The organism is Paenibacillus favisporus, from assembly GCF_040545415.1.
Taxonomy (GTDB): Bacteria; Bacillota; Bacilli; order Paenibacillales; family Paenibacillaceae; genus Paenibacillus_AQ; species Paenibacillus_AQ favisporus.
In genome coordinates, this window is record NZ_JBEPLV010000004.1 from 97,181 (window position 1) to 111,185 (window position 14,005).

Here is a 14,005-nt window from a genome sequence, read left to right on the forward strand (position 1 = left end):
ATGGAATGGATGATGTAGAATATGCATAGGCAATGAAGATTCGGGCAGAGGTGGGGAATGATTGAGGATTTTCTATTCGCCTTATCCCACTAGCCTGCACTTGCTATAATCATAACTAATAGAACAGACTTCTTTTCAAATATCTCATTAGAACGCGGAGTGATGGCATGCAGGACCAAATGCTCGACCGCTTGAAGGGCGGCCTCTATGGCGTGGCTGTGGGCGACGCGCTTGGCGGAACGACGGAGTTTATGAGTGTCCGGGAAGTAAAAGCCCAGTACGGCTATTTGACGGAGATCATCGGCGGAGGGGTATGGCAGCTCGAACCGGGGGAAGTAACCGACGATACGATGATGACGCTCTGCGTGGCGGAAGGGATTCTGGAAAATCCCGCGGAGCCGATGGAGGCGATCGGGCGTTATTTTCTCGAATGGTATCAATCACGGCCCAAGGACATCGGGAACATCATCCGGCATGTGTTTGAAAAATATGAGGGTGATTGGCTCGAATCTGCTTTTATTGCTCATGCAGACATGGGTCAAAGCGGCGGGAACGGCTCCTTGATGCGATGCCTGCCGGCTGCGCTGGCTTACAACGACCCGGCTGAGGTTGAGCGGGTGACGATCACGCAATCACGCATGACGCATTACGATCCAAGGTGCGCGGAAGCCTGCGTTATTTATAATCGCATTGCCGATCGTCTATTGCGGGGTGAGGAGCTGAGCGAAGCCATCCTGACTGAGATCAAGGGTAGCGAGTATGAAGGAATCATCGAAGACGAACCGGACTGTCCTCCCAGCGGGTTCGTGGTCCATACGTTCCGATGGGTACTGCATATCCTGCTTCACGCGACCGACTTCAGCGATGCGGTGCAGCGGGCGGCCAACCTGGGCGGCGATTCCGATACGATTGGAGCGATCGCCGGCGGGTTGGCGGGCATCTATTACGGCTATGAGGGGATTCCGGCGAAGTATGCGGAGGCCATCCTGATCAAGGATCGGCTCGACCGGGTCGTCTCGCTGCTGTATGCGTTGAGGACTTCATCGTCAGCGTAAAAAGAAGCCGCAGCAATAAAAGGGAAAAGGGTACCCCAAAGGTACCCACCCTACCTCTATCCACTTTAACGGTTACAGCACATTCCGAAAAAACGTACGGATGTCCTTGATCATCAGATCCGGTGCGTCGATCGCGGCAAAATGCGTACCCCGCTCGAACTCGCTCCAATGTACGATGCGGTTACCCTGCTCGGCGAAGCGGCGGATCGCCACATCGGATAACTGGAATACCGCGACACCAACAGGAGTTGGCGACATGTCTTTCGGAGCCCAGGCACCCGGGTCGTGTGTGCCTTCGTAATACATGCGCGTAGAGGAGTTAGCCGTTCCCGTCAGCCAGTACAGCATAAGGTTGGTGAGGAACGTATCGCGGTCCACGGCATCGACCGTATCGCCAAAACCGTTAAACAATTCGCAGGTCCAGGCCAGAAGTCCGGCCGGGGAGTCGTGAAGCCCGTAAGCGAGCGTCTGCGGTCTGGTGGATTGGATCATGTTAAACCCGAATCTTTCCTTCATAAAATGCCCCAACCGACCGACCCGCACCTTCTCAGCATCGGTCAGCGATGCAAATACATCGTCTTCGATAGCCCCGAACGGCACAAAGCCCATGGTCGCCGCGTTGACATGCACCCCGATGACGCGGCCGGCGGCGATGCGGCCGATTTCCGGTCGATCATGGCGCCCATATCCCCGCCCTGCACGCCGTACTGCTCATAGCCGAGGAGCGTCATGAGCGCATCCAGCGCTTGGGCTGCCCGGGATGGGCTCCAGCCCGTATCGGTTGTCGGGCCTGACAGGCCAAAACCCGGCAGCGAAGGGATGACGAGGTGAAAGGCATCTGCGGCATCGCCGCCATACGATGTCGGATCGGTCAGCGGACCGACCAGCTCCAGGAATTCCACAGGGGAGCTGGGCCATCCGTGAATGAGCATGAGCGGCACCGCACCCGGCTCGGAGGAACGAATATGGAAGAAGTGGATGTTCGCACCGTCAATCGTCGTCGTGCATTGAGGATAGCTATTGAGGCGCTGTTCCTGCTTGGTCCAATCAAAGGATTGCTCCCAATAAGCCGCCATGTCCTTCACAAAAGAGAGCGGTGCTCCGTAATTCCAGCCTGCCCCCGGAAGCTCATCCGGCCAGCGGGTCATGCTCAAGCGCTGCTTGAGGTCCTGGAGCTCTGCCGGCGTCGTTTCCAAGCGGAAGGGGCGGATCGTACCTGGATTGGTTGGGCTACTAGCGAACATTTTCATTTTTAACATCCTCCTTGGGGGTTCTTATGTCTTTATTGTAGGCGCCCCACCTTGACAACAGGATGTCAGCGAGAAATGCAGTGGATATAAATAGTGATCTTTTTTTGTGAATCGCCATTTCTTTGACAAAGGAGAGGGGTAGCTTGAAAGTAGAACGGCTGCTTGGCATTACGATGATCCTGCTGAGCCGGCGCAGGGTGAACGCCCAGACCCTTGCCGATAAGTATGAGGTGTCGCTGCGCACGATCTACCGCGATCTTGAGACGATTAACGCTGCGGGCATCCCCATCGTGTCGTACGCGGGAACAGACGGCGGATATGAAATTATGGAGAAGTACCGGATCGAGCGGCAGATTGTCACCCTGGAAGACCTGAAATCGATCCTCGTCGCCTTAAAAGGCGTACAAGCTTCGCTGGATGACCGGGAAATGGAAGATCTGCTGACCAAGATCAAGGCGCTTGTCGCCAAATCCGAGCAGGACCAAATGGAGGAAGAGGGCGAAACGCTCGTGTTTGACACCAACCTGTGGCATGGAGGAGGAATCAAGGACAAGTCGGTCCTTGTTTCGCTAAGGCAGGCGTCCAAGCACCGGTCGGTGGTATCCTTCCTATACACCAATACGGAAGGGACGGCCGAGCAGCGCGAAGTCGAGCCCATCGGCCTGGCTTGGAAGGGGTACGCCTGGTACTTATACGCCTACTGCCGAACCCGTCAGGATTATCGGACGTTTCGGGTTTCCCGATTGAGCGGCTTGAAGGTGCATCTGGAACAATTTCCGTCCCGCGGCGTGCGCATGGAAGAACTCGATGCAAGGTGGGGCAACCAGGAGACCGGACCGGCGGTTTCCCTTCTGCTGCGTTTTAAGCCGCGGCTGAGAGTACGGGTGGAGGAGGCTTTTGGCGTTGAGAACGTGGAGACGGAAGCGGACGGATCGCTGCTGGTCCGGGCGAGTTACCCGGATAATCATTGGATGTACGGCATGCTGCTGAGCTACGGGCCGGATTTGCGGGTGCTTGAGCCAGCTTATGTAGCCGAGAGGATCCGGCATATGGCGGTGCAAACGGTGGGGAATTACGAGGATTAAGGCAGAAAATTTACATACGATGATCCGAAGGTCAAATAAGGTCAAAATAATAATTTTTACGATAAATCCACCATAAAACGAGTCAAATCAGGCTATAATTGCGTGTAATCAGCTGTAATCGTTTTTGTCTTTTCACATCCTCGGGCATATAATAAAGGCGTAAGGTCAAACAAGGTCAAATCGAAAGGGGAAATGAAGCATGTTTGACTTGATTCCTTTTGGAAAACGCAGAGAAGATGCCTTTGGACCATTGGTGAAATCCTTTAACGACGTGTTCAGCGACGATTGGTTTACATCTTTCAAAGGATCGTTGACGTCCTTCAAGACCGATATCCGGGAAACGGGGCAATCGTATCTGGTGGAGGCGGAGCTGCCCGGTTTTCAAAAAGAAGATATCGAGATCAGCTACGCTGAGCCTTACCTGACGATCAAAGCCGTTCGCAAGGAAGACCATAGCGTGGACAACCAAGACGAACAAGTCGTCCGCAGAGAACGCCGCTATGGTGAATACACACGCAGCTTCTACGTTCCCGATATTCATGCAGACGGAATTAACGCATCCCTGAAAGACGGCGTACTGAACATGGAAATTCCAAAACAACCTAACCAACGCACCAAACGCATTCAAATTCGCGAAGACATCTAATCATATAGTAAAATGATATGAAGCACCCCGGACGGGGTGCTTTTTGTTAAGATTATAATTTTGAGATTTTTTTCACAAACCCCTTGCAAAGGTGAAAGGGAAGGTGTATGATTAAGCCATAAAGAGGTTGTGATATAAATCACAAATAGATCAAGGCAGATAAATCATCGGAAATATTTTTTTTAGGTATATTGTGCATTATTTCACAAATGAGCAGTGTTCTCCATTCCGCTGCTTATCCATTAAGTTATCCATTCCGTTTCACATTATCCATTTCATTCCCTATAAGGAGGAATTACCATGAAAGTCGCAGTCATTGGATGTACCCATGCCGGAACCGCCGCTGTGAAAAGCATTGCCGCACAGCACCCGGAAGCCCGAATTACGGTGTACGAACGCAACGATAACATTTCGTTCCTGTCGTGCGGCATCGCCCTTCACGTCGGAGGCGTCGTTAAGGACGCTGGCGGATTGTTCTACAGCAATCCGGAAGAGCTGGCCGGACTCGGCGCTGTGACCCGGATGCGGCACGAAGTGCTGGCCGTCGATACCAACGCCAAGACGCTGAATGTCCGTAACCTGGTGACCGGCGAAGAATTTACGGACAGCTATGATAAGCTGGTGGTCACCACAGGCTCGTGGCCGGTTATTCCGAAGATGGAAGGAATCGATCTGGACAATGTCCAGCTGTGCAAAAACTACGCTCACGCGCAGGAAATCATTGCCCGCGCTGCGGATGCAGAACGCATCACCGTCATCGGCGCCGGGTATATCGGCATCGAGCTCGTCGAAGCGTTCCACGAGCTTGGCAAGCAGGTCACTCTGATCGATAACATGGACCGTGTCATGGCCAAGTACCTTGACCGCGATCTGACCGACTTGGCCGAGCAGGCGCTGAAGGCTCGCGGTGTGCAGCTGGCGCTGGGCCGGACGGTGGAAGGCTTCCGCGGCAGCGAAGGCAAAGTCCGCGAGGTCGTCACCACAGACGGCACGTTTGAAGCCGATATGGTTGTGCTGTGCATCGGCTTCCGCCCCGGCACAGATCTGCTGAAGGGCCAAGTTGATATGCTGCCGAACGGCGCGATTATCGTTGACGACTATATGCGCACAAGTAACCCCGATGTGCTGGCCGCTGGCGACAGCTGCGCCGTACGCTACAATCCGACGGGAACGGCGATGTACATTCCGCTGGCCACCAATGCGGTGCGGATGGGTACGCTGGCAGGTATGAATTTAGTGCAGCCGACCGTGCGCTACCAAGGTACCCAGGGAACGTCGGCCATCCGGCTGTTTGACTGGAACATCGCTTCGACGGGCATGACTGAGGCCGCCGCGCTTGCTGCAGACTTGAATGTGAAAACTGTAACAATCCATGAAAACAACCGTCCGGAGTTTATGCCGACCTACGATGATGTCATGCTGAAGCTGGTCTTCGAAGCGGACGGCGGCCGGATCGTCGGAGCCCAGGTAATGTCGAAGGCGGATATGACCCAAGCGGCCAATACGCTGTCGGTGTGCATCCAGAACCGGATGACGGTGCAGGAGCTGGGGTTTGTAGACTTCTTCTTCCAGCCGCATTACAACAAGCCATGGAACGTGCTGAATACGGCCGGACTGGCCGCCATGGAGGAAATGAAGAAGGAGCAGACGGCTCCGGAAGCTGCGGTCCAAACGAAATTAGCCGTGTAATGTAATCACGAGTCATTAATGAATCATTCCAACCACGAGGAATTCCATTCCGGCGAGAAGCGGGATTGCCAGCCTGCTTCTTGCCAACACCATAACCATGCTTGATTCCGGCCCGAAGGGGCCGGGATTTTTTTTGCTTTTTCGCTGACGGGGCGGGATGTGCTTCATTATTTTTTTGAAAAAACTTAAGGGATCTATTGACAAATCACCTCCGTCCGCATATTATCTTAATTAATCAAGATATTATATAAATCAAGATAATTAATTGGTCCAGTTAATGTCAGCGAACCGTTTCTTGAATATCAAAGAAATCCGCGTAATCAGGCGGCCATTCTATCAAAGGAGATGAAGGAAGATGAACATGAATACAAATCAGGCGCAAGACCGGAAGGAAATTGAGCAGCTGTTTGAAAAGCTGAAATGGGCTTGGGGAAAAGGGGATGGCAAGGCTTACGGGGCATGCTTTACCGACAAGGCCGACTACGTTACTTTTCAAGGCGAGCATCTGAAAGGAAGAAAGGCGATCGCCGATGTGCATCAGGAGCTGTGGAACGGCGTATTGAGAGGGTCTACGCTGGACGGGGAGATTGTCAAAATCGATTTTATTACGCCGGAGCTGGCGATCTTTCACGGACTGGGCGCTGTCAAAATGAGATGGCAGAAGCAGGCGCCAAAGAAACGCGACTCCATTAACACCAATGTGGTTGTAAAGCAAAACGGCGAATGGCGCATCGCCGCGTTTCAGAACAGCCGGATTTCCGGACCGGGTTTGATGCAAAAAATATTCACGAAGATGAGCTCGCGGCGGGCTGTTCAGCAGCAGCTTCGTTGAGAAAGGTACAGGAGGATGGCCTGATCGGCGCATCAGCCTGGGAACGATTGAAGCATTACCCGATAGAGCAGCAGAGCAGCCGGTCTTCTCACTCCTCACCAAAGAACCCCTTTCGTCCGCCGGCTGCCGCTGCATCTAACCGAAAAAACGAAAGGGGAAACTATTGTGATGATCACCTTAATACCAAACCCGACGGTTCCTAATTAAAGTCACGAGGTAGTAGCGGTTGAAGAACGCATCAGGCCTTCTTTTTCCGCGACCAGACAATAACCGGAATTAGAAGCAAGGACAGGAATCCTCCGGCCAAAGAAAGTGCGGAGTAGCTGGATTGGGCCACAACCATGCCGGATAAAGCTCCTCCCGAAGCCCCGGCTAAGGCAATGAGCACATCCACCGTGCCTTGGGTCTTCGCCCGAGTATGCGGAGGCGTCGCGTCGACAATGGCTGCCGTTCCGCTAATCAGGCCAAAGTTCCAGCCCAGCCCAAGGAGCGCAAGCGCAAGAACGAGAAATACCATCGATTCTCCGGGCGCGAGCCCAGCCAACAAGCCTGCCGCAAGCAAGGTGATTCCGGAAGCATAGGACATCAGAGTGTGTCCGTACTTATCGACCAGAACGCCGGTAATCAGCGAAGGGAGAAACATCGCAGCCACATGGATGCCGATGACGAGGCCGACCTCGCCCAGCCCGTGTCCGTGATGCTTCATGTGGACCGGTGTCATGGTCATAATGGCCACCATCACGATTTGGGTCAGCACCATCACCGTCGCACCGATCATGATCCCCATTTTATTCATGGCTGCGTCCTTTACGCCGGTGTTCTGCGTGCCATTCAGGCTTTCATCTGCCCGCTGTGCCTCCGCCATGGCCTTGGCCACGATCAGCGGGTCTGGCCGAAGGAAGATGAGGAGGACGACGCCGGCTATAATAAATGCTGCAGCAGCCAGCATGAATGGACCCGAAAGCGCTGGGAAACCTATGGAAGTGGCAAACCGTCCCGTGATATTGACCAGATTCGGTCCGGCCACTGCACCGAATGTGGTGAAGACCATAGCTGCACTAATCGCCTTAGCCCGCTGCGTTGGCAAGGCCAAATCCGTTCCGGCATATCGAGCCTGTAAGTTTGTAGCCGTACCGGCGCCGTATACCAGCAAAGAAATAAAGAGAAGTGCCAGATTGCTTATGAGGGCTGCCAAAACGACGCCTAGCGCACCAAGCCCACCCGCCAGGAAGCCCGCTGCCAGCCCCGTCCGGCGCCCTAACCGCTGGGACAGACGGCCGACGATCAGGGCTGACGCTGCGGATCCTAACGTAATTAAGGCGGAAGGAACCCCGGCATAGCTGTCGGATCCAAGCATGTCTTGGGCAAGCAGCGCTCCTACCGTAACCCCTGCAGCAAAACCGGCCCCGCCGAAAATTTGCGAAATGATGACGATCAACATCGTCCTTTTATGGAGCTGCCGCTGCCTCTCAGGCGATTCAACGTACTGCCTTAGAGGTGCAGGGAGGGGATTCACCCTTTCTACAACCGTGGTCTCTGACATCTATTGATCCTCCCTATATTAGACGAACCGATTCGTAAATGATTTGCTGTTCCCCTCACTACAGACGATCCTGGAATAAAGAAATGACGGTCTCCACTTCTTTTGTGGTGGTGTATCGGCCCAAGCTGAACCGGATCGCTCCCAGCCCTTCGTAATCGCTAAGGCCCATGGCCCGCAGCACCGGTGAAAGGGTTGTGCTTCCGGAGTGGCAGGCGGATCCGGTGGAAGCGGCGATTTCCGGAAAACGACCCAAAATCTCCTGCCCGCTCAGTCCGAGGAAGCTTACATTGAGCGTGTTGGGCAGATGGTTGCCGGGATCGCCATTAAACCGGACCCGGTCTCCAAAGGCTTCCTTGAGCCCTTCCTTCAATGCCTCCCGGAGGTTTCGGATTTCACGGGAACCGACCTTCTGCGCTGCAAGTGCTGCGGCTTTGCCCAATCCGACGATATATGGCACATTTTCCGTTCCTGCCCTCCGGCCGGATTCATGGCCTGCCCCATGCACAAACGGGGCGAGCGCCGTGCCTTCACGCACATACAGTGCGCCGATGCCCTTGGGCGCGTACAACTTATGGCCGGCGATGGATAACAAATCGACGCCCAAGGCATCGACGTTCACCGGGATCTTGCCAAAAGACTGTGCAGCATCTGTATGCATCAGGATACCGTAGCGTTTGGCGATACTGGCCACCTCTTCAATGGGCTGAATCGTTCCGACCTCGCTGTTGGCGTGCATGACCGAAATAAGGATGGTATCCTCGCGGATGGCACGCTCGATATCTGCCGGTGACACCCGGCCCCAGTGATCAACGGGAACGTAGGTCACTTCAGCGCCCAGCGTCTCGAGGAAGGCACAGGGATTGAGAATCGCCGGATGCTCAATGGTTGTCGTGATGATATGTCTGCGAGGCTGATTGGATGCAAAGTAAACCCCTTTTAAAGCATGATTGTTGGCCTCGGTTCCTCCACTGGTAAAAATCACCTCACTGGATTTTGCCCCGATCGCTGCGGCGATCCTGCTTCTGGCGTGCTCGATCGTTTCTTTGAGTGAAGCCGCCGCCCAATGCGACGAAGAAGGATTGCCATAGGGCTGCTCGAAAAACGGCAGCATTTCCTGGAGCACTTCCAGATCTAACGGGGTGCTGGCGTTATAGTCCAGATAAATGCGTTTCGTTACCTCTGTGCTTGAAATTCCCGCCATTCGTAAACTCCTTCCTCCACCCGGAATGCTGAAAAGCCCTCACGCTGCAATTTCCCAACCGCCTCGGCCGCTGCAACGCAGTAAGGTCCGCGGCAATAAGCAGCAATTGGAGTTTCCTTGGGCAGACTTTGCATATATTGATGAAGCTCCTCCATCGGAACAGAGATTGCCCCGGGAATGTGTCCTGCCTCAAATTCATCGGCCGGGCGTACATCCAGTAAAATCATGCTGCCTTCGTCCATTTTGTGCAATACTTCATTTAAAGACAGGGTTTGTACATCCTCGCACTGACTCAGAAAGTCGTTTTTCACCCGGGTGATGTCGGCCAGCTGCGCTTCGCTCATTCGCCATAGAGCATTCAAAAAGCCCTCAATATGGGGACCAGCCAAGCAGTAGATGACATACGTCCCCCGCTTGCTATACTTCACCAGGTTGGCATCCAGTAAAATTTGGAGATGCCGCGATACGTTGGCTACACTCATTTCTGTGGCCTCGGCCAATTTTTCAACAGACTTGGGTCCTTGGGATAACAAATGCATGAGCTCGAGCCGTTTATCGCTGGACAAGCATTTCCCGATTCGGGCGAACTGCCGGTACAAGTCGTCTTTGAAAGCACGAACGGGAAAATCGTGGTCCATCTCTATTCCCACCTTGCTATAATATTCAATTAATTGATTGAATTATAGTCGCGGTTATCTTTGACCGTCAAGATCATAATGAGCTCATAGCTTGACTATATTTTACGAAAGTTCTATTGATGGTTAGGCAAACTTGTCTTGAATGGGTAATGAATGATAGCTAACTTGCTTCCTTTATCTGCAGACTGTGTTAGTCTTAGTAGTAAATTTCTTGGTTAATGGTTAGATGGAACTAAAGTAAATGGTTGAAAATGTATTTTTAGGAATGATTGGTTTTTTGGTAAAATAGGATATTAGGTGGGAGAATACCTGCCACCAAAAAAGAAAAAGTATGAAGGGGACAACATTCGGCGTTGACCGAGAAGGGGAGGACACATGAAATCATCCAAAAAGGTATCATTATTTTCATTAGCGCTGCTGCTCCTCGTGGTGACCGGATGGTCCGGTTGGACGGGAAGCGCCGCAGCTGCGCCGGATTCCGGCAAAACCTATGTCATCGGTACCGACATTACGTTTGCTCCGTTTGAGTTTCAGGACGTCAGCGGCAAGTTTGTCGGGATTGACATGGATCTGATGGAGGCCATCGCCAAGGATCAGAATTTTAAGTATGAGATCAAGCCGCTGGGCTTTAACGCAGCCGTCCAGGCGCTGGAGTCGAACCAGGTGGACGGCGTCATCGCGGGGATGAGCATTACTGACGAACGGAAGCAGAAATTCGACTTTTCCGAGCCCTATTTCCAATCCGGCGTGGTGATGGCCATCAGCGAAAACAATAACAATGTTAAGAGCTACGAGGATTTAAAAGGGAAGAAAGTAGCCGTAAAGACAGGTACAGAAGGCTACAGCTTCGCCGAATCCATCGCCTCAAAATACGGGTTCACCATCGTCCCGTTCGACGATTCCTCGCAAATGTACGACGATGTCAAAACTGGAAACTCTGTGGCCTGCTTTGACGATTATCCCGTGCTGGCTTATGGCGTGAACCAGAACAATGGACTCAAAATCGTAACCGAGAAGGAAGCAGGCGGCTCCTACGGCTTTGCGGTCAGCAAAGGCAAGAACCAGGAGCTGATGCAAAAGTTCAATACCGGCCTGACCAATCTCAAAGCCAGCGGGGAATATGACCAGATTCTCGAGAAATATCTGGGTGAAAATGCGTCCGGACCGGCGAACCAAAGCCGCTGGGGACTGATTAAGGATTCATTGCCGCCGCTGATGACAGGTCTGGGCAATACGCTGCTGTACACAATCGTATCGCTATTCATTGCCTTTATCCTGGGGTTGATCTTCGGCTTTATGAAGGTGAGTCGCAATAAGTTCCTTCGCGGTTTGGCGACGGTATTCGTCGACGTCTTCCGCGGCATTCCGCTGATCGTCCTTGCTTTCTTTATTTACTTTGGTATTCCGCAGGCCTTCGGCTTCACGATGCCGCTGTTCCTGGCGGCCATTCTGACGCTGAGTCTGAATGCAGGCGCTTATGTAACGGAAATCATCCGGGGCGGTATTCAGTCGATCGACCGCGGCCAAATGGAAGCGGCCCGTTCGCTCGGTCTGCCGTACCGCAAGGCGATGATGAAGATCATCATCCCGCAGGCGATCCGCGTCATGATTCCGGCGTTTATCAACCAGCTGGTCATTACGCTGAAAGATACATCGATTCTGTCGGCGATCGGTCTGGTCGAGCTGACGCAGTCCGGCAAAATTATTATCGCAAGAACGTTCTCGTCATTTGATATTTGGCTGGCTGTAGCCATCATGTATTTGATTGTGATCACGATCTTAACGAAACTTTCAGGCTTCTTGGAAGGGAGATTGCGCCGTGGGTAAAATCAGGGTTGAAGGATTAAAGAAGAGCTTCGGCGCCAATCAGGTGCTGAAGGGGATCGATATGCAGGTCAAGGAAGGCGAGGTCGTGTGCGTGATCGGTCCTTCCGGATCGGGAAAAAGTACGTTTCTCCGCTGCATCAATCGGCTTGAGGATATCACTGCAGGCCGTGTCATCGTTGATGACCAGGATCTGAACGATTCGAAGACGGACATTAACAAAGCGCGTGAGAACATCGGCATGGTGTTCCAGCATTTTAACCTGTTTCCGCATTTCAGCGTCCTCAAGAACATCATGTTCGCTCCGATGGAGCTGGGCAAAATGAACGCGAAGCAGGCGCGCGAAACGGCGATGCGCCTCCTGGAGCGCGTCGGACTCGCCGACAAGGCGGACGCGTTCCCGAGCCAGCTGTCGGGCGGGCAGAAGCAGCGGGTGGCGATCGCCCGCGCGCTCGCGATGAATCCCGACGTCATGCTGTTCGACGAGCCGACGTCGGCGCTCGACCCCGAGATGGTCGGCGAAGTGCTGGGCGTCATGAAGGATCTGGCCCGCGAAGGCATGACGATGATGATCGTCACGCACGAGATGGGCTTCGCCCGCGAGGTGGCGGACCGGGTCATCTTCATGGACGGCGGCTACATCGTTGAGGAAGGACCGCCGGAGGAAGTGTTCGGCCGGCCGAAAAACGAGCGTACGATCAGCTTCCTGGAGAAGGTGCTGTAAGCACGTTATAAGCATGAGTGAAGCCGCGTACGTGATGAACCGTTACCCGGTGATCACAGCGGTTTGAATGAAAGCCCGGACGGGCAGCGTTGGCTGCTTGACCGGGCTTTTTTGCATTCGTCCCTGCACATATGTTGGCCGAACCGCTGAAAACGAACCCGAAAGGTACGGCGTTGCGATGAAACATTTTCGCCAGTTACTGCGTAGAAATGTTCCAGGAAAATCCACTTACGTACAGGAGGACGATGATGGTAGAGCTTCGTGAGGAAGGCCAACTGAAATATTCCAACCAGCCGTCCCGGACGGCTAAAACGTTGAATTGGGGACTCGTCGGATTGATGGGAGCCCTCGTTCTAGGATTTCTGGGGTACGGTGTCTTTTGGCTTATCAAGGGAGATTGGGTGGTGGGCAGCTTTATCACGGTGATTGGACTATTCTTGGCGGGCATGCTGTGGCTGATCTTCCGAATCGTCCGGATGCCGCAAAAGGTGCTGCTCCGGTACGAACTCCGGGAGGAAGGATATTATACATACGTTAAGCAAATCAAGACCGGCGAAGAGTCAGAGCATCTGGTGCCGTTCACTCAAATGCAGGAGGTGCTGATCGGCCGGACGACAAGGTACCAGCCCAAGGGGGAAGGCAGCATCGGGTTTTATGTGATCGGTGCCAACATCGTCATGAAATGGGTTGATGAAGAAGGTCATATCCAATATTCCGTCTTCGGATTAGAGAATCCGATGAATTGGAGGCCTGGGTAACGGAGTTCCGAAAGCACGAGATTCCGGTGTACGGGACAGAGGCGAATGTGAAGTTCGTTAGGGTGGAGAACTACCAGACAGCGTATGCCGAGCTGCCGAAGGCCGAGTATGAGCCGGGTGCCAACCCGCTGCATATCGGAAGCCGCGAGCGTAGAGACATCCCTGCGTGGATCAGCCCGGACATGAAGGCAAGAATGGAAGCAGAAGAAAAACGGAGGGATCAGCGGCTGTTCCGGCCAGTTTTTCTTGGCGTTGCCGTGGTTAACCTGATTTTGGCTGTAGCGTGGATGCCTTCCTGGCCCATTTCAGACGGCGCATTCGCGGACAATTCCGCGTCGACGGCCGTTACGCTGGGAAATGTCGTGCTGTTGGTGCTGACCGGCGCATACTGGCGCCAACGCGTCCGGTGGTACCGTTCATTGCTGGATTCGGTAGTGGTGATTGCAGCGCAGTTCGCGGGTGCGGGCATCGCTACGCTTATTGGAAATGCGTCCGCCGGGCTGCTTGACTCCATCGTGGTGGAGGGGCTGCTTTTAGTGGGCATCGGTGCTGTTTTGTTTGTGATTTTTAGAGTGGTGCGGTGGATAGTAAAATAACGAAGCCTCACCTTCGTTTGGATTGGAGCGACAGGAAGGCTTGGGTACGGGGGTAGAACTTGGATTATTTAAAAAAGAAGGCCAAGCCCGATACTTTCGGGTTTTGGTCTTTTTGCTATTGCAATATACAGTGAAACTGTATATAGTGTAAATATACAGTTGAA

Annotated in this window: 14 protein-coding genes; 9 read left to right on the plus strand and 5 right to left on the minus strand. The window is 53.4% G+C overall.

The genetic code is table 11. The features are described 5' to 3' along the window. Positions 1–167: 167 nt before the first annotated feature. Positions 168–1,055, plus strand: a complete 888-nt coding sequence (locus ABID47_RS18400) for an ADP-ribosylglycohydrolase family protein (RefSeq protein ID WP_354498914.1) — start codon at positions 168–170, stop codon at positions 1,053–1,055. A 72-nt stretch (positions 1,056–1,127) separates the two neighbouring features. On the opposite strand, the gene ABID47_RS18405 is transcribed toward ABID47_RS18400, so the two are convergent. Together ABID47_RS18405 and ABID47_RS18410 are read right to left on the minus strand one after the other, a co-directional pair. Then, positions 1,128–1,664 (minus strand): hypothetical protein, encoded by a 537-nt coding sequence (locus ABID47_RS18405; RefSeq protein WP_354499738.1) that lies wholly within the window; start codon positions 1,662–1,664, stop codon positions 1,128–1,130. Beyond that, positions 1,613–2,305, minus strand: a complete 693-nt coding sequence (locus tag ABID47_RS18410) for an epoxide hydrolase family protein (RefSeq protein WP_354498916.1) — start codon at positions 2,303–2,305, stop codon at positions 1,613–1,615. Before ABID47_RS18410 ends, ABID47_RS18405 begins: the two co-directional genes overlap by 52 nt. A 143-nt stretch (positions 2,306–2,448) precedes the next feature. On the opposite strand from ABID47_RS18410, the gene ABID47_RS18415 reads away from it, so the two are divergent. The 4 genes from ABID47_RS18415 to ABID47_RS18430 all read left to right on the plus strand — a co-directional run bounded on the left by ABID47_RS18415 (position 2,449) and on the right by ABID47_RS18430 (position 6,557). After that, positions 2,449–3,390: a helix-turn-helix transcriptional regulator gene (locus tag ABID47_RS18415; protein ID WP_354498918.1), complete on the plus strand. Its 942-nt coding sequence runs from the start codon at positions 2,449–2,451 to the stop codon at positions 3,388–3,390. Positions 3,391–3,589: 199 nt separating this feature from the next. Further along, complete coding sequence (locus ABID47_RS18420) at positions 3,590–4,036, plus strand: Hsp20/alpha crystallin family protein (protein WP_354498920.1); 447 nt, start codon at positions 3,590–3,592, stop codon at positions 4,034–4,036. 300 nt (positions 4,037–4,336) lie between these two features. After that, complete coding sequence (locus ABID47_RS18425) at positions 4,337–5,725, plus strand: FAD-dependent oxidoreductase (RefSeq protein WP_354498922.1); 1,389 nt, start codon at positions 4,337–4,339, stop codon at positions 5,723–5,725. A 355-nt stretch (positions 5,726–6,080) separates the two neighbouring features. Beyond that, the gene (locus tag ABID47_RS18430) at positions 6,081–6,557 is read left to right on the plus strand and encodes an SgcJ/EcaC family oxidoreductase (RefSeq protein ID WP_354498924.1); all 477 of its coding nucleotides are present in this window, start codon (positions 6,081–6,083) and stop codon (positions 6,555–6,557) included. A gap of 238 nt (positions 6,558–6,795) precedes the next feature. On the opposite strand, the gene ABID47_RS18435 is transcribed toward ABID47_RS18430, so the two are convergent. From ABID47_RS18435 to ABID47_RS18445, 3 genes are read right to left on the minus strand one after another with little or no spacing between them, the layout of a single operon-like run. Beyond that, positions 6,796–8,100 (minus strand): MFS transporter, encoded by a 1,305-nt coding sequence (locus tag ABID47_RS18435; RefSeq protein ID WP_251677816.1) that lies wholly within the window; start codon positions 8,098–8,100, stop codon positions 6,796–6,798. Between the two features lie 58 nt (positions 8,101–8,158). Next, complete coding sequence (locus ABID47_RS18440) at positions 8,159–9,301, minus strand: cysteine desulfurase family protein (protein ID WP_354498926.1); 1,143 nt, start codon at positions 9,299–9,301, stop codon at positions 8,159–8,161. Beyond that, positions 9,274–9,939 carry an ArsR/SmtB family transcription factor gene (locus tag ABID47_RS18445; protein WP_354498928.1) on the minus strand — a complete coding sequence of 222 codons (666 nt, stop codon included), beginning with the start codon at positions 9,937–9,939 and terminating at the stop codon, positions 9,274–9,276. Before ABID47_RS18445 ends, ABID47_RS18440 begins: the two co-directional genes overlap by 28 nt. 375 nt (positions 9,940–10,314) lie before the next feature. Here ABID47_RS18445 and ABID47_RS18450 point away from each other — a divergent pair, with 375 nt between their 5' ends. From ABID47_RS18450 to ABID47_RS18465, 4 genes are all read left to right on the plus strand, one after another. Further along, entirely contained in the window at positions 10,315–11,766 is a 1,452-nt protein-coding gene (locus tag ABID47_RS18450) for an amino acid ABC transporter substrate-binding protein/permease (protein ID WP_354498930.1), read from the plus strand. Beyond that, positions 11,759–12,487 (plus strand): amino acid ABC transporter ATP-binding protein, encoded by a 729-nt coding sequence (locus tag ABID47_RS18455; RefSeq protein ID WP_076173114.1) that lies wholly within the window; start codon positions 11,759–11,761, stop codon positions 12,485–12,487. Before ABID47_RS18450 ends, ABID47_RS18455 begins: the two co-directional genes overlap by 8 nt. 245 nt (positions 12,488–12,732) lie before the next feature. Then, positions 12,733–13,245: a hypothetical protein gene (locus ABID47_RS18460; protein WP_354498932.1), complete on the plus strand. Its 513-nt coding sequence runs from the start codon at positions 12,733–12,735 to the stop codon at positions 13,243–13,245. Beyond that, positions 13,230–13,841 (plus strand): hypothetical protein, encoded by a 612-nt coding sequence (locus ABID47_RS18465; protein ID WP_354498934.1) that lies wholly within the window; start codon positions 13,230–13,232, stop codon positions 13,839–13,841. Before ABID47_RS18460 ends, ABID47_RS18465 begins: the two co-directional genes overlap by 16 nt. Positions 13,842–14,005 lie beyond the last annotated feature (164 nt).

Excerpts from the sequence above, each read along its gene's own strand:
- ABID47_RS18400 (WP_354498914.1), top strand. The coding sequence starts at position 168 with ATGCAGGACCAAATGCTCGACCGCTTGAAGGGCGGCCTCTATGGCGTG.
- ABID47_RS18405 (WP_354499738.1), bottom strand. The coding sequence starts at position 1,664 with ATGGGCTTTGTGCCGTTCGGGGCTATCGAAGACGATGTATTTGCATCG.
- ABID47_RS18410 (WP_354498916.1), bottom strand. The coding sequence starts at position 2,305 with ATGAAAATGTTCGCTAGTAGCCCAACCAATCCAGGTACGATCCGCCCC.
- ABID47_RS18420 (WP_354498920.1), top strand. The coding sequence starts at position 3,590 with ATGTTTGACTTGATTCCTTTTGGAAAACGCAGAGAAGATGCCTTTGGA.
- ABID47_RS18425 (WP_354498922.1), top strand. The coding sequence starts at position 4,337 with ATGAAAGTCGCAGTCATTGGATGTACCCATGCCGGAACCGCCGCTGTG.
- ABID47_RS18430 (WP_354498924.1), top strand. The coding sequence starts at position 6,081 with ATGAACATGAATACAAATCAGGCGCAAGACCGGAAGGAAATTGAGCAG.
- ABID47_RS18435 (WP_251677816.1), bottom strand. The coding sequence starts at position 8,100 with ATGTCAGAGACCACGGTTGTAGAAAGGGTGAATCCCCTCCCTGCACCT.
- ABID47_RS18440 (WP_354498926.1), bottom strand. The coding sequence starts at position 9,301 with ATGGCGGGAATTTCAAGCACAGAGGTAACGAAACGCATTTATCTGGAC.
- ABID47_RS18445 (WP_354498928.1), bottom strand. The coding sequence starts at position 9,939 with ATGGACCACGATTTTCCCGTTCGTGCTTTCAAAGACGACTTGTACCGG.
- ABID47_RS18450 (WP_354498930.1), top strand. The coding sequence starts at position 10,315 with ATGAAATCATCCAAAAAGGTATCATTATTTTCATTAGCGCTGCTGCTC.
- ABID47_RS18460 (WP_354498932.1), top strand. The coding sequence starts at position 12,733 with ATGATGGTAGAGCTTCGTGAGGAAGGCCAACTGAAATATTCCAACCAG.